Here is a 17,994-nt window from a genome sequence, read left to right on the forward strand (position 1 = left end):
TAGGAGCCCCCATGCCCGCTCGCCATGCCGCACTACTGCCCGACGGCGGAGCGGAGGACTACGACCGCCTCGCTCCGGCCGTGTGGAACCCGGTGAGCAACGCCGTCGTCGCCGCTGCCGACATCCTGGTGGGTGAGCGGGTGCTCGACGTGTTCGCCGGGACCGGTACCGGTACCGTTCCTGCCGCACAGCTCGCAGGGCCGGACGGCCACGTCGACGCCGTCGACCGCTCGTCGGCGATGCTCGACCTGGCGGAAGCGAAGACCGAGGCCCTCGGGTTGGGGAACGTGTCCTTCCACCGGACCGACCCGGCCGACTGGACACCCGAGGCCCCGTACGACGCGGTGCTCAGCTGCTACGGGGTCTTCCTCCTGGACGACATGGACGCCGGCATGGATTCGATCGTCCGCCTCCTGCGACCGGGTGGCCGGGTCGCGATGAGTGCGTGGGACGACGGAGCCCTCGAGCCGTTCGGTGAACTCCTTCTGGACACGATCCGCACCACGTCCGGCGGTGCGTCCGCCCCGTCGGCCAGTCCCGTCTTCGTCGAGAACTGCAGGAAGCTGGCGTCCCGCGAGCGCCTCGAGGAGTGGCTCCGCGCCAGGGGCCTGACGGACGTCAGGGTCGAGAAGCTGGACCTGACGGTGCCCCTGGAACCCGAGTACGCGTGGTCCCTCGCGCTCGGCAGCGGCTACCGCGGACTGCTGCCGGACGACTCCGACTCCCTCCAGCGGATCCGGGAGGAGTTCGTGGGACGCCTCGGAGCCGACTTCGTCCTGAACGCCGACTCGCTCATCGCCGTCGGTTCGTACGCACCCGAAGACTAGCGCCGCGAACCATCCGGGACCCTCCCTGCTCCGAAGAAAAGGTGACAGAGGAAAACTACGGAACGGGTAGGGCGGTGGGATGGTGCTTTTGCAGCAGGGACGACGACGCGCCCCACAGCACGATCTCCCGGGCGCTGTTCGGATTGGCACGACCAGCGCTTTATGCTGGAGCCCTATGGAAACGCCACGAGCAAGCCGGGTCAGCCCACGTGCTACAGCAGCAGACGAGGTGGCCGTCGATCCCGGCACCGGTCCGACCCTGACCGACCTGCTGTTGCGGGTCGCGCGGCAGGACCGCACGGCCTTCGCCCTGTTCTACGAACAGACGTCGAAGCGCGTGTACGGCCTGGCACGGCGGGTGCTCGTCGATGCCGACCTGAGCGAGGACGCCACCCAGGAGGTCTACCTCCAGGTCTGGAACACCGCCGACCGTTTCAATCCGGAGCTGGGTAGCCCGATGGCCTGGCTCATGACCCTCACGCACCGCCGTGCGGTGGACAAGGTACGTTCCGAGCAGAGTGCCACGGACCGGGAGGCCCGCTACGGCGCGGCCACCCAGACCATCGACCACGACGACGTCGTCGACACGGTCACGCAGCGGCTCGAGGCGGAGAGCGTGGTCCGGTGTCTGGACACGCTCACCGAGACGCAGCAGGAATCGGTGAGGATGGCCTACTACGGCGGGCTCACTTACCGCGAGGTGGCCGAGAAGCTCGGGGTCGCAGTGCCGACCATCAAGTCGAGGATCCGTGACGGATTGCTCCGACTCAAGACATGTTTGGGGGTGGCCTGAGATGCAGGACAGGGATATGAACAGACAATTCGCCGATGACCTCGCCACCGATCTGGCCCGCGGGCACCTCCTCGAGTGGGCCGAGCTCTACGCGCTGGATGCCATCAGCTCCGACGAACGCCGGATCATCGAGGCGTTCCTGGAGGGGACGGACCCCGCGACCAGGGCGACGTTCGCCGATCGCGTCCGTACCTGCCGGGAGACGGTGACCTCCGTCTACGCAGCGGGCGAGGTGGAACCGCCGGCGGATCTGTTCGAACGGATCGTCGCACAGCTCCCGGGAGCCGGGCAGTCCGGCGACGGATCAGCGGCCCCGACCGGTTCGCTCCCCCGACCGGGCCTGGCGGCCGTTCCGGATCCCGGGGCCGAGGGGGTCCAGCAGGCGGAGCACGGCGCAGGCCATGACGACCTCGCACGGCGTCGCGCCGCCAAGGCGTCGATGTCCTCGCGGGCCGGGCGCTGGGTGGTCGCTGCGGCTGCAGCCGCGGTCATCGCCGTCGGTGGCGTCACGATCGCCCAGAACCTGGAGCAGACCACGGTCGAGCAGCAGGTGATGCAGGCGTCCGACGTCCGGACGGAGCAACTCACGCTGGCCGCCGGCGGCGTGGCCGACCTCGCGGTGTCCGGGGAGGAGAACGCGGCTGTCGTGACCCTCAGCGGTGTCCCGGCGCCGGCTGCAGGATTCGTCTACCAGATGTGGCGCATCCCCTCCGACGGGACGGCTCCGGTGTCGGTGGGGACCATGTCCGGTGAGGATGTCGCGGGAACCAAGGTCACCGAGCTCTCGGAGATCGGCGGATTCAGCGCGATCGCCATCACCGTCGAACCCGAGGGCGGCTCGGCGACGCCGACACTGCCGATCGTCGCGGAGATCCCGCTCGGAGCGTGATCCACCGACACAGCAGGAGGGCCCCCGCCGATCGTCGCGGGGGGCCCTCCTGCTGCGGGACTAGAACCCGGCGATCGTCTCGTCGGTGTTGATACCCACGACGTGGAAGGACTCGGCGCTGCGCCCCTCCGGGAGGCCCCCGCGCCGGGCGTTCTCTCGGAGGATGTCGCGCACCCTTGCCTGCATCCGCTCCACGTCCGGGTGCTGGCTCCGGTGCGCCGTGATCGCGGCGACCTTGACGTCCTCCGAGCCGGTCACATCGACGAAACGGTTCTCGAGGTGCGCCGGTCCCCCGTAGAACCACAGCCACGGCACGCGGAAACTCCTGATCCCGGCCGCCTCGAGCTCGGGGTAGGCGAACGGGTTCTCCACGGCCGGGTAGACGGCCCGCGTGACGGCCTCACCGCAGGCGAGGTGATCCGGGTGGCTCTTCTGGATCCGGTCCCAGCTCCGCTCGGGATGCATCGACAGCACGATGTCGGGACGTACCTCGCGCATCCTCCGGACGATCGCGCGGATCACGGTGTCCGTGGGTTCGAGGTACCCGTCGGGTTGCCCCAGGAACGTGACATCGGTGACGCCGACGATCTCCGCCGCTGCGGTCTGCTCCTCACGGCGCAGGCCCGCGATGCCGGGACGGTCCTCCGCGGAGAACCCGCCGGCGTCTCCGTCCGTGAGGATACAGTAGCTGACGGACGTCCCGGCGGCCGTCCAGCCCGCGATCGTCGCGGACGCCCCGAAGTCGATGTCGTCGGGGTGTGCCGCGAAGACCAGCACCCGCTCCGGAGCTGCCGGGTCACCGTTCCGGGTCACCGCTACAGGCCGCGCTTCCGGATCTCGTCGGTGGCCTGCGGCAGCACCGTGAAGAGGTCACCGACGATACCGAAATCTGCGATCTCGAAGACGGGCGAGTCGGCGTCCTTGTTGATCGCGACGATCACCTTGGAGGTCTGCATCCCTGCCTTCTGCTGGATGGCGCCGGAGATCCCCGCCGAGATGTAGAGCTGGGGCGAGACCGTCTTGCCGGTCTGCCCGATCTGGGCGGAATGCTCGATCCAGCCGGCGTCGGTCGCCGCACGCGAGGCACCGACCGCACCGCCCAGGGCATCCGCGAGCTCTTCGAGCGGGCCGAAGTTCCCGTTCACTCCGCGCCCGCCGGCAACGATGACGCGTGCTTCGCTGAGGTCGGGTCTGCCGCTGACCGGCTTGTCCACGCGTCCGGTGACCCTCGCCGCGGCCAGCGGCAGCTCCACGGGGATCGGTACCTCGCGGGGCGACGACGGCGGGCCGGCCTCGACGGCCTCGAAGCTGTTCGGCTTGACCGTCAGGATCGACACGTCCGTGGTCACCCGGCACTCCACCGTGTAGGACCCCGCGAAGTCCGACTTCGTGGCCGTGAGGTCACTGTCCAGTGCGACGACGTCGGTGATGACACCGGCCTCGAGCCGCACACCGAGCCGGGCGGCGATCTCCTTGGACTCGTAGGCGTTGCCCAGCAGCACGACCCCGGCACCGGAGGCACGCACGGCTGCCGCCAGGAATGCCGCCTTTCCCGCGACCAGCACCTCGGAGACGGCGACGGTCTCGGGCCGGTAGTACTCCCGCACCCCGTAGGAGCCCACGCCGTCGAGGTAGGCCGGCCCGGCCTCGTCCGCGAGGGCGACCACCACCTCACCGAGCGAGGCCCCCAGGGACAGGATTTCGCGCTCGCTCTTGGCGAGGCTCGCTCCGGGGTGGTCGAGGAACACGAGGACGGTGGTCATGGGGATCTCCTGGACGGATCGGTCGTGCGGTCGGCGGACTAGAGGAGTTTCTGTCCCGCGAGGAAGTCGACGAGCCGGATGCCGGCATCGCCCTCGTCGGTGATGACGGTTCCCTGGCTGCGTGGCGGCCGTGGGGCAGCCGCCTCGACCTTCGTCCAGGACCCGGCGAAGCCCACCTCGTCCGGCTGCAGGCCGACGTCCGTGAGGGACAGGACCTGGATCTGCTTCTTCTTCGCCGCCATGATGCCCTTGAAGTTCGGGTAGCGGGGCTCGTTGATCTGGTCCGTCACGGACACGAGTGCCGGAAGGGGTGCCTCGATGGTCTCGGCGAACGTGTCGTTGTCGCGGCGGGCGGTGAGGCTCCAGCCGCCATCCTCGCGTGCCAGGTCGAGCGAGGCCGCGAAGGTCACCTGGGGCAGGGTGAGTCGCTCCGCGAGTTGCGCCGGCACCAGCGAGGTCTCCCCGTCGGTGGACGCCATGCCCGTCAGGACGAGGTCGAACGGGCCGAGGTGGCGCAGGAGCGCTGCCAGGGCCTTCGAGGTCGCCGAGGCGTCGGAGCCCGTGAGCGCCTCGTCCGTGAGGTGGACGCCGTCGTCGGCGCCGATCTGGAGGGATTTCTTGACCGCGTTCACCGCGGCGGCGGGCCCCATGGTGATGGCCGTGACCCGGTGGCCGCCGGTCGCGCCGCCGTTCGCCTCGACGAGCTGGAGCGCAGCTTCGAGAGCGTACTCGTCCAGTTCGGAGAGGATGCTCTCGGTCCGTACCGTGGTCAGGTCGTCCCCGCTGATGTGGCGGTCGAACTGAGCGTCGGGAACATGCTTCACCAGGACCGCGATGCGCAGTCCGCCTGCTGTGGCCTCGTCCATTGATGACCTTCCTCGTCCGGGGATCTTCCCATCGACTAGCTAACCATAACGGGGTGACGCTTCCGGGCCCGGCGCTGCCTGCCGAGGTGCTGTGGACGCCCGGAAGGCGGCCCCGACACGGGACCGCCTTCCGGGTTGTCACCTGCTGCTCGTGGCTGGTCCCTACTGCGTCGGTACCTGCGCCAGGGTGATCTCCACGGTGCGGGTGTCCCCGTCCCGGATGACCTCCACCGGTACCTGCTGGCCGACCGTCTGGATCCGCACGGCCGCCGTCAGCGACTGTGGATCGCTGATCGGGAAGTTGCCCACCTTCGTGATGACGTCTCCGACCTGCAGGGAGGCTTCCTCCGCGGGCGACCCGGGCTCGACGGACTCGACGAGCGCACCGGACGAGAAGGTCGAGGTGGTCTGGGACCCGTCACCGGCCGACGGCGTGACGCTGACGCCCAGGAAGCCGTGCGTGGCCTCGCCGTCCGCGATGATCTCGTCGGCGATGCGCTCGGCGTAGTTGATCGGGATCGAGAAGCCCACACCGATGTTCCCGGTCGACTCGCCGGAACCGGCCGACGCGATCGCGACGTTCACGCCAATGATCTTCCCGTCCCCGTCCACGAGCGCACCCCCCGAGTTGCCCTGGTTGATGGCGGCGTCGGTCTGGATGACATTGAGGTAAATGGAGCCCTGGGACTGGGTCTGCTGCTCACCGGACCCACCGGGCGGCAGGAAGTTGAAACCCTCGCCGTCCTCGGACTCGGAGCTGTCCGGGGTCTCCTCCGGCACGGCCGAGGACGCCACGCTGATGGTGCGGTTGAGGGTGGAGACGATGCCGTCGGTGACGGTGCCGCTCAATCCGAGGGGAGCCCCGATGGCGATCGCGGTGTCGCCGACGTTCAATTCGTCGGAGTTGCCGAGCGTGGCAGCCGTGAGGTCCGGGGCGTCGATCTTGATGACCGCGAGGTCGCTGAGGGGATCGGTCCCGACCACGGTCGCCGCGAAGACGCGGCCGTCGTTCAGCTTGACCTCCACCGTCGGGTCGGACACCTGTCCGCCGAGGGTCACCACGTGGGTGTTGGTGAGGATGTGCCCGTCCGTGTCGAGGATGATGCCCGAGCCCGAGCCACTGGCGCCGCCACCACTGACGGCGATCGTGACGACGCTCGGAGACGCCGTCACGGCCGCTCCGGTGATGGTGTTGACGTCGTCGGTGTTGTTCACCACGATCGACTCCGGCACGGACTGCGCGGTACCCGTGGGGCCGTCGTCGTCCAGTGCATTGAAGCCGGCCGTCGCGACGCCACCGCCGATCAGCCCGGCGACGAGGGCCCCCGCGGCGAAGGTGGCGAGACCCACCCGCCTGCGGTCCTTCACCACGGTCCGTCCGCCGTGGTTCGCTCCTCCCGGACCGAAGCCCCCGCCCTGCTCGCCGTAGAAGGGCTGGTGCCCGGCATAGGCGGGGTGGGAGACCGACGGGTCGTGCGCGGATCCGTGGTGCTGCCGATCGGACTGCCGGCCGTCCTGGTCCGCCGGCCGGCCGTCCCGCTGATCGGCCGACTGCCGGTTGTCCCGGCCCGTCCCCCACGACGGCGGGTTCTGGGGCTGCGGAGGGAGCGGGCGTTCGGCGTCGCCCTGGAAGCCTGGCTGCTCGTTCATGGGAGGTCCTTTCGTTGCTGTTGACCACATCATGGCAACCTTCGCTGAGCCTCAAGCATGCATTCGCTGTGCGGTTTCTGAGAAGTTGCTGGAGCTGGGACGGTCGCCCCGGACGGCAGGTCCGGGCGTTCCCAGTATCCTCCGCCCTTCCCCCGTCCGATCCGGAGCCCCTTTCGCTAGGGGCATAGATGTGGTGGTGGACGCTCCCGGACCCCAACCATAGAATCGGGAGAACAGGGAGCCTCCGGCGTCCGCCGACCCCAGTCCTGGGACCGGTCGGGTCCGGGGGACATGCTGAAGGGTCGGAAATGCGAATGATGAGCAGGCGCACCCGCGTCTCTGCTGTCCTGGGCGCCGTCGTGGCGATTCCGTTGTTGTCGAGCACCGCGGCTCTGGCCGACGAACCGGTCACCTTCCCCTCCGGTGACTACGTCACCGACACCGCGGGGGTCCTCACTCCCGAGGAGGAGAGCCGGCTCGAGGCCGCGATCGAGGACCTGCGCTCGCAGGAGGGATTCACCGTACGGGTCGCCTACGTCGACACGTTCGAGAATCCGGCCGGAGCCGAGCAGTGGGCGTCCGCCACCGCCGGCCTCAACGCGTCGAGCGCCGACGAGGCGGTCCTCGCCGTCGGCGTGGAGCAGGGCGAGGCGGGGTACGCGCCGGGCAACCGATCGGAGATCGGCGGACAGGGCCAGGCGCTCTACGACGAGTACATCCAGCCCGAACTGCGCGCCGGCAACTTCGCCGAGGCCGGCCTCGCCGCCGTCGAGGGCACGGAGGATGCCCTGACGGGGACCGGCAACGGCGGAGCGGGAGGGACCACGACCGGCGGAACCACGACCGGCGGCAGCGCCCTCGGTGGACTGGCCCTCGTCGGCGGACTCGTCGCCGTCGCGGGCGCAGGAGGGTACCTGCTGCTCAAGAACCGCGGCGGTGGCAGTGCTCAGCGCAAACGCGAGGAATACGGCTACGGGCCCGTGCCCTCCGCCGAGGGCGAGGTGGTCGACCCGCTCGCCTCGTTGAGCGTCGAGGACCTGCGCAAGCGCGCCGGCAGCCTGCTCGTGGCGGCCGACGACGCCATCAAGTCCAGCGAGCAGGAACTGGGCTTCGCCGAAGCCCAGTACGGCAGCGAGGCCATCACCACGTTCTCGCAGGACATCGCCGCCGCCAAGCAGCACATGGGTGAATCGTTCAAGCTGCAGCAGCAGCTCGACGACCACATCCCGGACACGGAGCAGCAGCAGCGCCAGTGGCTCGGGGAGATCATCCGCCGCTGCGAGGACGTGAATGCCTCGCTGCAGGCGCACAAGGAGGACTTCGACGCCCTGCGTGAGCTCGAGCGCAACGCCCCCGAGGCGCTCCGCAGGGCGCAGTCCGCCGCGGCGGATGCGAGCCGCCGGTTCGAGGCGGCCGAGCAGTCCCTCCGGTCACTGCAGGGCCGCTACCTCGAGACGGCGACCTCCCAGGTCGCCGACAACATCGAGCAGGCTCGGGAGCGCCTCTCCTTCGTCGAGAGCGCCGCCTCCGAAGCGCAGTCGCGCATGGCCGCCGGTGACACCGGACGGACCGTCGTCGCGGTGCGTGCCGCCGAGGAGGCGGTCCACCAGAGCACCGTCCTCCTCGATGCCATCGACAAGCGGGCCGACGAACTGGCCGGGGCCGAGCGCGAGCTCGAACGTGCGCTCCCCGAGGCGGAGCAGGACCTCGCGCAGGCGGCGGCGATGGACCGCGCCGGCCAGTACCGCGACCTCGCCGGTCCCGTCGCCGCCCTCCAGGCCGCCGTCACGACCGTCCGGCAGGAGCGCCAGAACGCGCGCAGCAATCCGCTCGCCCTGCTGCAGCGCCTCGAAGCCGCGCACGCCCAGCTCGATGCCGCCCTCGGCGGCGTCCGCGACCAGGCCGAGAACTCCCGTCGCGCCCAGGACTCGCTGCAGCACGCGATCATCGCCGCGCAGTCGAGCATCTCGGGCACGGCCGACTACATCCGGGCGCGGCGCGGCGGCGTCGGCAGTGAGGCACGTACGCGTCTCGCCGAGGCGGAACGCAACCTCGACCACGCCGTCGACCTCCAGCGGTCCGATCCCGTGACCGCGCTCTCCCACGCCCAGCAGGCAGCTCTGCTCGCCGACCACGCCGCGCAGCTCGCGGAACAGGACGTCGAGGGCTTCGGCCGCGGTGGGATGGGGATGGGCGGCATGTACGGGAGACGGGGCGGCGACGGCATGGGCGGCGCCCTGCTCGGCGGCATCCTGCTCGGGTCCATCCTCAACGGCGGCGGCTTCGGCGGTGGGTTCGGTGGCGGTTACGGCGACGGCGGTGGCGGCTTCGGCGGCGACGGCGGGAGCTTCGGCGGTGGCGGCTTCGGCGGCTTCGACGGCGGTGGAGGCGGTTTCGGCGACTTCGGAGGTGGCGGCGGCGACTTCTAGGCCGCTCCGACAGCCTCCCGCAGCAGACTCAGGGACTATTTCCGAAGAATCGAAAGGAAAATCAATGGTAAAGCAGTCAATTTTCGGCAGGATCGCGCAGCTCACCCGAGCCAACATCAATGCTCTGATCGACCAGGCCGAGGATCCGCAGAAGATGCTCGACCAGATGGTCCGCGACTTCACCAACAGCATCGCCGAGGCCGAGAGCGCCGTCGCGCAGACCATCGGCAACCTGCGGATGATGCAGGACGACTACAACGAGGACGTCGAGAACGCTCGCAGCTGGGGCAACAAGGCCCTCGCGGCGTCCCGCAAGGCGGACGAGTACCGCACGTCCGGCGACACGGCCGACGCACAGAAGTTCGACAACCTGGCGAAGGTGGCCATTCAGCGCCAGATGGCGGCGGAGAACGAGGCGAAGGGTGCCGAGCCGACCATCGCGTCGCAGACGGAGATCGTCGACAAGCTCAAGGACGGCCTCAACCAGATGAAGGGCAAGCTCGGCGAGCTCACGGCCAAGCGGGACCAGCTGATCGCCCGCGCCCGCACGGCCCAGGCGCAGCAGCAGGTGCACGACGCCGTCAAGAGCATCGACTTCATGGACCCGACAAGCGAGGTGGGCCGTTTCGAGGAGAAGATCCGGCGCGAGGAGGCGAAGGTCCGCGGACAGCAGGAGCTCGCGTCGTCGAGCCTCGACGCGCAGTTCGAGAGCCTCGAGGACCTCGGGGAGCAGACCGAGATCGAGGCACGCCTCGCTGCCCTGAAGTCCGGTTCCGGCTCGCAGTCCGCGATCGGACAGGGCGCGGGAACCGCCACGGACGCCAAGACACCGTCCACGACGGGCGAGATCACCTACTGATCGGGCCCGAACCCGGTCGGCACGCCAGGGGAACCGCAGCCATCGGCTGCGGTTCCCCTGCTGGTGCAGGAGCCCGCGTGTCGGTGCACGCGGGTAGATTGAGCAAATGGCTGTGACACTGGTGTGGTTCCGTGACGACCTGCGCGTCTCCGACAATCCGGCGCTTGCGGCCGCTGCCGAGAGCGGGGACGACGTCGTCGCCTGTTACGTGCTCGACGAGGACACCGAGGGCATCCGTCCGCTGGGCGGCGCCTCCAGATGGTGGCTCCACCACTCGCTCGCGGCACTGACCGCGTCCCTCGCGGAACTCGGTGTGCCGCTCGTCCTGCGGCGCGGCCCGGCGGGAGAGGTCCTGCCGCGACTGGTGGACGAGTGCTCCGCCCGTGCCGTCGTGTGGAACCGCCGCTACGGCCTGGTCGAGCGCACCACGGACGCAACCCTGAAGGCCGCCTTCGCCGACGACGGCCTCGAGGTGACGAGCTTCCAGGCGAACCTGATGTTCGAGCCCTGGGAGGTCACGTCGGGCTCCGGCGAGGCCTACAAGGTCTTCACGCCCTTCTGGCGGGCCTGCCTGTCCTTCCGCCCTCCCCGCAGGCCGCTGCCCGCGCCGGCCCGCCTTCACGGCCCCGCGCCGGCGTCGGACGACCTCGGCGCCTGGGGGCTGCTTCCCACGTCACCGGACTGGGCCGAGGGCCTCCGCCGCACCTGGACGCCGGGAGAGGCCGGCGCGCACGCCCGGCTCGACGACTTCCTCGACGGCGCCGCCTCCGGGTACAAGGACAACCGCGACCGCCCGGGGGTGCAGGGCACCAGCATGCTGTCGCCGCACCTGCGGTTCGGCGAGATCAGCCCCTTCGAGGTCTGGCACGCGGCCCAGGACCATCAGGACAGTTCGACGGCCGAGGACATTCGCGTCTTCGGTTCCGAGCTCGGCTGGCGCGAGTTCAGCTGGCAGCTCCTGTACTTCAATCCCGAGCTCGCCACCGTGAACTACCGGCCCGAGTTCAACGCCTTCGCCTGGGAGAGCTCCACGAGGTCGGAGCTGGAAGCCTGGCAGCGTGGACGGACCGGCTACCCGCTGGTCGATGCCGGCATGCGCCAGATGTGGGAGATCGGCTGGATGCACAACCGCGTCCGCATGGCGACGGCGTCCTTCCTCATCAAGAACCTCCTGATCGACTGGCGTGTGGGCGAGAGGTGGTTCTGGGACTGCCTCGTCGATGCCGACGCGGCGAGCAATGCTGCGAGCTGGCAGTGGGTGGCAGGATCCGGAGCCGATGCCAGCCCCTACTTCCGCATCTTCAACCCCGTCCTGCAGAGCAGGAAGTTCGATCCCGACGGACGGTACCTCGTGCGGTTCGTGCCGGAACTGGCGGACGCGGACAACATCCACGAGCCGTGGAAGGGGACGGCCCCGGGCTATCCCGATCCCGTCGTCGACCTCAAGGAGAGTCGCCAGCGGGCCCTGAGCGCCTACAAGGCCCTGTCGGAGGGCTGACCGGCCTGAGTTACTCCCCCTACCCTGGTACCGCCCTCGACAGCGGTGCCGGGGGCGCGGGAGGGGTGTATCGGACCGGACGTCGGCCGGGACCTGCGGCGGGGCAAACGAAAAGTCCGGCCCACCGAGTGGTGGACCGGACTTCTCTTCGTTGCGGGGACAGGATTTGAACCTGTGACCTCTGGGTTATGAGCCCAGCGAGCTACCGAACTGCTCCACCCCGCGGCGTGTAACTAACGTTACCGGCCGCGGGGCCAAGAGGCAAATCGAGCAGCTGCCCGGCCTCCGAGGACTACTCCCCGGTGGTCCCCGAGACACGCTCCTCGGCGTCCAGCGCCCGCTGCAGCGCGTCCTGCAGGCGGTCCTGCGCTTCGCCGTAGGCTGCGAAGTCACCGTCCGCGAGAGCTTCGTTGCCGTCCTGGATCGCCGTGTTGGCGTCGTCGAGCGCGGTCCGGAGGTCGGCCCCGGGGTCACCCGTGGCACCGCCGGGGGTTCCGCCCTCGGACGGGGTCGGCGTGGGCGTCGGCGTGGCGCCCTCGCCCTCACCCTCCACCGGAGGCGTCGCGGGATCCTCCGGAGTCTCGCCCACGTTCTCCTGGTCGCCCGTCGTCGCTCCCGACTCGCCGCCGAACACCTGGTCCAGTGCCTCGGCGAGGGTCGGCGCGAAGCCGACGTTGTCACCGAAGCTCACGAGGACCCGACGAAGGACGGGGAAGGACGAGCTGCCCGAGGACTGCACGTAGACCGGCTGGACGTAGGCGATCCCGCCGCCGATGGGCAGGGTCAGCAGGTTGCCGTTGATGACCTCGGACGCACCCTGGCGCAGCAGGTTGAGCTCCTGCGAGACGGTGGTGTCCGAGTTGAACAGGTTCTGCGCCTGGCCGGGGCCGACCACGGAGTCACGGCCCGAGCTGTCCAGCAGGGTCAGTCGGCCGTAGTTCTCGCTCTTGACGCCGTCCTCGCCCGTCCCTGCGTCGCCGTTCGCCGCGAGGAAGCCGTAGAGCACGTTCCTCGGGGTCTGGCCGGCGGGTACGAAGGGGATGTACGGCGTGGTCAGCGAGAACGCGGCCTCCTCCTGGTTGGGCATCTGCAGCGTCAGGTAGAACGGCGGCTGGCGGTCCGTCGCCGCCGTCGTCGCCGCGCCGTCGGCGCTCTCCCCCGGATCGGCCGGTACGTTCCAGGCCTCGCTGTTGTTATAGAACTCGTCCGTCGAGGTGACGTGGTAGCGGGCGAGCAGCTCGCGCTGCACCTTGAAGAGGTCCTCCGGGTAGCGGACGTGCGCCATCAGGTCGGCCGACATCTCGCTGAAGGGCTGCAGCGAGGACGGGTAGACGTTCTGCCACGACTTCAGGACCGGATCCTGGTCGTCCCAGGCGTACAGGCTGACCGAGCCGTCGTAGGCGTCGACCGTGGCCTTGACCGCGTTGCGGATGTAGTTGACCTGTTCCGCGGGCAGTGCGGTGGCCAGGCCCTCCGCCGTCTGCGAATCCTGTGTCGCCGATTCCAGTTCCTGCTGCGTCGAGTACGGGAAGTTGGCGCTGGTGGTGTAGCCGTCGATGATCCACTTCACGCGCCCGTCGACGATCGCCGGATAGCTGTTGCCGTCGAGCGTCAGGTACGGAGCGACCTTGCGGACGCGCTCCACGGGATCACGGTCGTAGAGGATCTGGGACTCGCTGTTGACCTGGTTGGACAGCAGGAGGTCGGTGGACTGGAACTTCAGCGCGTACACGAGGCGGTTGAAGGCGTTGCCCACATTCGGCCCGCCCTCGCCGCTGAAGGTGGTACGCGATTCGTCGTCGGAGTTCTCGTTCTGCGGGCGGTCGATCTCGGCCGGCGCCTGCCCCTCGGGTGCGCCCACGACGGAGTACTCGGGAGAGTCCTCGCCGAAGTAGATGCGCGGCTCGTAGGTGGACTCGTCACCGAGCACACCCGTGGAGGGGATGCCGGACTGCAGGAAGGACGGGCGGCCATCGGGCTGCACGGTCGAACCGGCGGCGGCCACCACGCCGTAGCCGTGGGTGTAGAAGACGTGCTCGTTGACCCAGCCCGCGGGGACACCGTTGGTGTCGAGCTCACGGACCGCGATGACGGTGTCCTGCACCTCACCGTCGATCTCGTACCGGTCGACGTTGAGCGTCTCCGGGAACTGGTAGTACTGGCGGAACTGCTGCAGCTGGCTGAACGCGTCGGAGACGAGGTTCGGATCGAGCAGGCGGATGTTCGCCGTCGTCTCGCCGTCGTCGCCCAGGGCTCCCGCCTGCGGGACGTCCTCGGGGTTGTAGGCCTCGACCTCGACCGCGTCCAGTCCGTACGCCTCGCGCGTCATGTCGATGTTCCTGTCGATGTACTCGCCCTCGAGGCTGAGCTCGGACGGGCGCACCTGGAATCGCTGGACGACGGAGGGATAGACCCCGCCCGCGAGGAGGGCGGTGATGATGAGCATCGCGGTGCCGATCAGCGGCAGGCGCCAGCGGCCGATGAACGCGGAGGCGACGAAGAGGACCGCCACGATGATGGCGGCGACGGCGAGGATGGCCTTGGTGGGGATGACCGCATTCACGTCGGTGTAGAGCGCACCGGCCCAGGTGCCCTGGTTGAGCAGCGTGTCGTAGCGGTCCAGCCAGTAGTTGACGCCCTGGAGCACGAGGAAGAGCGCCGCGACGACGGCGATCTGGATACGGGCCGCCTTCGTGGTGAAGAGGCCCTTCTCCTCGAGCCGGATGCCGCCGTAGAGGTAGTGCGTGAGGACGGTCGCGATCGCGCTGATGATCACCACGCTGATCAGGAAGCCGGTCACGAAGCTCAGGAACGGCAGCGTGAACATGTAGAACGCGTAGTCCATGCCGAACTCCGGGTCGGACTTGCCGAACGGCTCCTGATTGACGAAGAGGAGCACCTCCTGCCACTGGGAGGACGCGGCCGTGCCGGCGAACGCGCCGAGGACCACGGGGATGCCGAGCATCAGCAGGCGGCGGATCGGCTCGAGCTGCGCCTGGTAGCGGTTCAGGTTGTCCTGAATGGCGCTGTCGGGGGCGTAGATCGGCCGGCTCCTGAACGCGATGCGCAGGCTGAAGAAGACCGCGCCGGCCATCACGAGGAACGCGACGAGGAACAGGACGATCCGCGACAGGTTCTCGGTGACGAACACCTCGAGGAACCCGAGCTGCTGGTACCAGAGCACGTCCGCGTAGACCTGGGACAGATAGACGAAGGCGATGACGATCACCGCCACGACGATGATCGTCGGGATCAGCGGGCTGCGGCGCCGGCTTCTTGCTGCACTTGCTGGGCTCGGCCTACTGCCGAACGGACGGTCTGGTCCGGATGTCACATCTACCTCATCGTTAGCTGCTGCGGGTCACGATGACCGGTCTTCCGCTCCGCTCCCCAGCCCGGACACGGGCAGAAGACAGCGTGCAGTCACGCCCTTCGTGGTTTCATTCTGCCCTGTTCACGTCTGGCCCGACCAATTAGGTTCCCGTCGTCTGCGCACCCGCCCGGGATCGTTCCTGAACTGTGTCCTCCGGACACGTCGGCGCCTCCGCTCAGCAGGAGGGCAGCCCGGCCGGGTCCCCGCCCGCTCCCAGGGTCTCGACGGCATCCACGGCGTCCTCGAGCGTCCCGACCTTCACGACCGTCAGGCCGTCGGGGATGTTGCCGGTCACCTCGTCGCAATTGGCTGCGGGCGCGAGGAAGAACTCGGCGCCGCCGGACCGTGCTCCCACGAGCTTCTGTGCAATCCCGCCAATCGGCCCCACGGCTCCGGTGGAGTCGATCGTGCCCGTTCCCGCGAAGTGCCGCCCGCCGGTGAGGTCCCCCTCGGTCAGGGTGTCGATGATGCCGAGTGCGAACATCGTCCCGGCGGAGGGCCCTCCCACATTGTCGAGCTGGATCGTGACGTCGAAGGGGAAGTCGAAGGTCGAGGCGAGGAGGATGCCCAGCTGGAAGTCGCCCTCCGGCGATTCCTTCGGCGTCACGGAGAGATCGAGCGGCGCGCCGTCCCGGAGGATGGACAGGGCGGCCGGCGCCCCTCCGGCCTCGCGCAGGGCCGAGCGCAGCGTCCCGATGTTCCCGATCGCCTCGCCGTCGATGGCCCGCAGGACATCCCCCTCGCGCAGGAGCCCCTCCGACGCGGAGCCGGTGGCGAGTCCGGCGACCGACAGCTCTTCCGTGAAGTCGATGCCCTCGTGGGACAGTGCGGCGGCGATCGCGGATTCCTGGGAGGAGGTCATGGCGACGGCGTTCTGCTCCTCCACCTGGGAGGACGTGGTCCCCTCCGGGTACACGAGCTGTTCGGGCACCACGGTCTCATGGGGATCGGCCCAGGCCCGGAAGGTCTGGAGGACGTTCACCGGTCCGTTCGGCCCTCCGCTGACGAACACGGTGGTGAGGTCGAGTTCGCCCTCGGGCGGATAGCTCTCGGTGCCCTCCACCTGGATGAGCGGCTGTCCGTCGACCTCGCCGATCGTATTGAAGGTCGGCCCGGGCGACTCGATGACATAGGGCGAGGGCAGCAGGACCGCGGCCGTGCACAGGACGACGGCCAGCCCCCCCGAGACCGCCATCGCACGGAAACGGGGGTCCCTCGGCCTCGTGGGCTCCTCCGGGCTGAACGTTTCGACGTGGACGGGCTGCGTCACGGTGCTTCTTCCTGTAGGGCGCGTTGCGCGGGCAGCGCGGTGAGGCGATCCGCACGACACCGGCACACCTAGAGTAGACGTTCCCGCCGACACGCTCCCTGGGCGTTCCCTGCACGTCGACCGCGCGTCGCCGCGTCCGCGTACGCTCCCAGGGCCGCTCGCCCCTGCTGCTTTGCCCTCAGCGAACGGTGCACGGCGCAAGGGACACCGGCAGGGCACGGCCGGTAGCGTGTCTTCCACAACCGGCAGGAGTGGCACCGCCCTCCCGCCCGGACCCGCCAAGCTACTCCCAGGACCGGTGGTATCAGTGACCAACCCATCCAACCCCTCGAACGGCGACGACGACACGCCCCAGGACCCGCTGTCCGAGATGCTGTCGAAGATGTTCGGAGGCGGGGCCGGCGGCATCGATCCCCAGGAGATCGCGAAGGCCGCGGGGCTGCCCTCCGATCCGGCGGCGATGGCCATGATGATGCAGCAGGTCCAGGCCATGTTCTCCACGACGAGCGACGGGCCGGTCAACTGGCAGATGGCCCACGAACAGGCGCGTCGCGTCGCCGCGGCCGACAACGACCCCTCGGTCACCGCGCTCCAGCGACGGAGTGTGGACGAGGCCCTGAAGCTCGCGGAACTGTGGCTCGACCCGGTGACCGATTTCCCGAGCACCGGACAGCTCGGTCGTGCCTGGTCCCGCGCGGAGTGGGTCGAGGCCACCATGGCCACCTGGCGCCGCCTCACGGAGCCGGTCGCGACGAGCATCGCCAAGGCACTGTCCGACGTCATCTCCGAGCAGCTCCCGGACGAGATGAAGTCGATGATGGGCATGATGGGCGGCCCCGCCTCCATGCTGCAGAACGTCGGCGGTGCGATGTTCGGCATGCAGCTCGGACAGGCGGTCGGCGCCCTGTCCAAGGACGTCGTCGGATCGACGGACATCGGAGTTCCGCTCGCCGAAGGGCGCATGGCCCTGCTGCCCGCGAACGTGGCGGCGTTCGGCGAGGGCCTCGACATCCCCGAGCAGGAGGTGCAGCTCTTCCTCGCGGTCCGCGAGGCCGCCCATGTCCGCCTCTTCACGCACAGCCCCTGGCTCACGGGGCACCTCCTCGGCAGCATCGAGCGCTACGCCCGGGGCATCCACATCGACATGGGGAAGATCGAGGAAGCCGCCAGGGACATCGATCCAACCAATCCGGAGAGCCTTCAGGGCGCCCTCTCGCAGGGTGTCTTCATGCCCGAACGGACGCCCGAACAGGACACCGCGCTCATCCGCCTCGAGACGACCCTGGCCCTCGTCGAGGGCTGGGTCGACGAGACGACCGCAGCTGCCGCCGCCAATCTCCCCTCCGCCGGTGCGCTGCGCGAGATGCTGCGCCGCCGCCGGGCGACCGGCGGACCGGCCGAGCACGCGTTCGCATCGCTCGTCGGCCTCGAGCTGAGGCCGCGGAGGCTGCGCGACGCCGCAGCCCTCTGGTCGCACCTGACCGAGGAGCGCGGCATCGACGGGCGCGACGCCCTCTGGCAGCATCCCGATCTGCTGCCCACGGCCGAGGACCTCGACGACCCGGCGGGATTCTCCGGGCGCCGCAAGCTCATCGAGTCCTCCGACGCCGATGTCGACGCCGCCCTGCAGCGTCTGCTGGCGGGCGGGTTCGAGCCGCAGGACGACGCCTCCGACAGGGACTCCGGGGAAGCAGCACCCGGGACCGCGGATGACGAGGACGGAAGCGGCACGGACGGATCGGCGGCGGACGGCGACGGACCGCGCTGAGCGCGCGGA

13 protein-coding genes and 1 tRNA gene are annotated in these 17,994 nt (G+C 69.4%); 7 read left to right on the plus strand and 7 right to left on the minus strand.

The window, feature by feature from the left end; genetic code table 11:
* The first annotated feature begins 11 nt into the window (after nt 1-11).
* The 3 genes from ACX80L_RS14365 to ACX80L_RS14375 all read left to right on the plus strand — a co-directional run bounded on the left by ACX80L_RS14365 (nt 12) and on the right by ACX80L_RS14375 (nt 2,509).
* On the plus strand, nt 12-827 hold the full coding sequence (locus ACX80L_RS14365; RefSeq protein ID WP_133080953.1) for a methyltransferase domain-containing protein: 816 nt from the start codon (nt 12-14) through the stop codon (nt 825-827).
* 175 nt (nt 828-1,002) lie between these two features.
* The gene (gene sigK / locus ACX80L_RS14370; RefSeq protein WP_133080954.1) at nt 1,003-1,620 is read left to right on the plus strand and encodes an ECF RNA polymerase sigma factor SigK; all 618 of its coding nucleotides are present in this window, start codon (nt 1,003-1,005) and stop codon (nt 1,618-1,620) included.
* A gap of 16 nt (nt 1,621-1,636) precedes the next feature.
* A complete protein-coding gene (locus ACX80L_RS14375; RefSeq protein WP_459290449.1) occupies nt 1,637-2,509 on the plus strand; it encodes an anti-sigma factor in 873 nt (290 codons plus the stop codon).
* Between the two features lie 60 nt (nt 2,510-2,569).
* Here the strand turns inward: ACX80L_RS14375 and ACX80L_RS14380 are convergent, their stop codons facing one another.
* The 4 genes from ACX80L_RS14380 to ACX80L_RS14395 all read right to left on the minus strand — a co-directional run bounded on the left by ACX80L_RS14380 (nt 2,570) and on the right by ACX80L_RS14395 (nt 6,788).
* Nucleotides 2,570-3,322 (minus strand): PIG-L deacetylase family protein, encoded by a 753-nt coding sequence (locus ACX80L_RS14380; RefSeq protein WP_459267031.1) that lies wholly within the window; start codon nt 3,320-3,322, stop codon nt 2,570-2,572.
* Nucleotides 3,323-3,324: 2 nt separating this feature from the next.
* The gene (locus ACX80L_RS14385; RefSeq protein WP_459290451.1) at nt 3,325-4,272 is read right to left on the minus strand and encodes an electron transfer flavoprotein subunit alpha/FixB family protein; all 948 of its coding nucleotides are present in this window, start codon (nt 4,270-4,272) and stop codon (nt 3,325-3,327) included.
* Nucleotides 4,273-4,310: 38 nt separating this feature from the next.
* Complete coding sequence (locus tag ACX80L_RS14390) at nt 4,311-5,138, minus strand: electron transfer flavoprotein subunit beta/FixA family protein (RefSeq protein ID WP_208739968.1); 828 nt, start codon at nt 5,136-5,138, stop codon at nt 4,311-4,313.
* A 162-nt stretch (nt 5,139-5,300) separates the two neighbouring features.
* Complete coding sequence (locus ACX80L_RS14395; RefSeq protein WP_459290453.1) at nt 5,301-6,788, minus strand: S1C family serine protease; 1,488 nt, start codon at nt 6,786-6,788, stop codon at nt 5,301-5,303.
* A gap of 317 nt (nt 6,789-7,105) precedes the next feature.
* Here ACX80L_RS14395 and ACX80L_RS14400 point away from each other — a divergent pair, with 317 nt between their 5' ends.
* From ACX80L_RS14400 to ACX80L_RS14410, 3 genes are all read left to right on the plus strand, one after another.
* Nucleotides 7,106-9,217, plus strand: coding sequence for a TPM domain-containing protein (locus tag ACX80L_RS14400; RefSeq protein WP_459290455.1), 2,112 nt, complete (start codon nt 7,106-7,108; stop codon nt 9,215-9,217).
* Between the two features lie 64 nt (nt 9,218-9,281).
* Nucleotides 9,282-10,076, plus strand: a complete 795-nt coding sequence (locus ACX80L_RS14405) for a PspA/IM30 family protein (RefSeq protein ID WP_133080959.1) — start codon at nt 9,282-9,284, stop codon at nt 10,074-10,076.
* A gap of 106 nt (nt 10,077-10,182) precedes the next feature.
* Nucleotides 10,183-11,574: a cryptochrome/photolyase family protein gene (locus ACX80L_RS14410; RefSeq protein ID WP_459290457.1), complete on the plus strand. Its 1,392-nt coding sequence runs from the start codon at nt 10,183-10,185 to the stop codon at nt 11,572-11,574.
* Between the two features lie 151 nt (nt 11,575-11,725).
* On the opposite strand, the gene ACX80L_RS14415 is transcribed toward ACX80L_RS14410, so the two are convergent.
* The 3 genes from ACX80L_RS14415 to ACX80L_RS14425 all read right to left on the minus strand — a co-directional run bounded on the left by ACX80L_RS14415 (nt 11,726) and on the right by ACX80L_RS14425 (nt 16,217).
* A tRNA-Met gene (locus tag ACX80L_RS14415) sits at nt 11,726-11,799 on the minus strand.
* 67 nt (nt 11,800-11,866) lie between these two features.
* A complete protein-coding gene (locus tag ACX80L_RS14420; RefSeq protein ID WP_459267335.1) occupies nt 11,867-14,830 on the minus strand; it encodes a UPF0182 family membrane protein in 2,964 nt (987 codons plus the stop codon).
* A 292-nt stretch (nt 14,831-15,122) separates the two neighbouring features.
* On the minus strand, nt 15,123-16,217 hold the full coding sequence (locus tag ACX80L_RS14425) for a YlbL family protein (protein WP_459290459.1): 1,095 nt from the start codon (nt 16,215-16,217) through the stop codon (nt 15,123-15,125).
* A gap of 370 nt (nt 16,218-16,587) precedes the next feature.
* Between ACX80L_RS14425 and ACX80L_RS14430 the strand changes: the two genes are divergently transcribed.
* Nucleotides 16,588-17,985, plus strand: a complete 1,398-nt coding sequence (locus ACX80L_RS14430; RefSeq protein ID WP_459290551.1) for a zinc-dependent metalloprotease — start codon at nt 16,588-16,590, stop codon at nt 17,983-17,985.
* Nucleotides 17,986-17,994: the final 9 nt, after the last annotated feature.

The sequence above is a fragment of the Arthrobacter sp. MDT1-48-3 genome, from assembly GCF_054511015.1.

Coding starts and splice junctions, on each gene's coding strand:
- ACX80L_RS14390 (WP_208739968.1), bottom strand. CDS start 5,138: ATGGACGAGGCCACAGCAGGCGGACTGCGCATCGCGGTCCTGGTGAAG.
- ACX80L_RS14400 (WP_459290455.1), top strand. CDS start 7,106: ATGAGCAGGCGCACCCGCGTCTCTGCTGTCCTGGGCGCCGTCGTGGCG.
- ACX80L_RS14385 (WP_459290451.1), bottom strand. CDS start 4,272: ATGACCACCGTCCTCGTGTTCCTCGACCACCCCGGAGCGAGCCTCGCC.
- ACX80L_RS14405 (WP_133080959.1), top strand. CDS start 9,282: ATGGTAAAGCAGTCAATTTTCGGCAGGATCGCGCAGCTCACCCGAGCC.
- ACX80L_RS14430 (WP_459290551.1), top strand. CDS start 16,588: ATGCTGTCGAAGATGTTCGGAGGCGGGGCCGGCGGCATCGATCCCCAG.
- ACX80L_RS14375 (WP_459290449.1), top strand. CDS start 1,637: ATGAACAGACAATTCGCCGATGACCTCGCCACCGATCTGGCCCGCGGG.
- ACX80L_RS14395 (WP_459290453.1), bottom strand. CDS start 6,788: ATGAACGAGCAGCCAGGCTTCCAGGGCGACGCCGAACGCCCGCTCCCT.
- ACX80L_RS14410 (WP_459290457.1), top strand. CDS start 10,183: ATGGCTGTGACACTGGTGTGGTTCCGTGACGACCTGCGCGTCTCCGAC.
- sigK (WP_133080954.1), top strand. CDS start 1,003: ATGGAAACGCCACGAGCAAGCCGGGTCAGCCCACGTGCTACAGCAGCA.
- ACX80L_RS14365 (WP_133080953.1), top strand. CDS start 12: ATGCCCGCTCGCCATGCCGCACTACTGCCCGACGGCGGAGCGGAGGAC.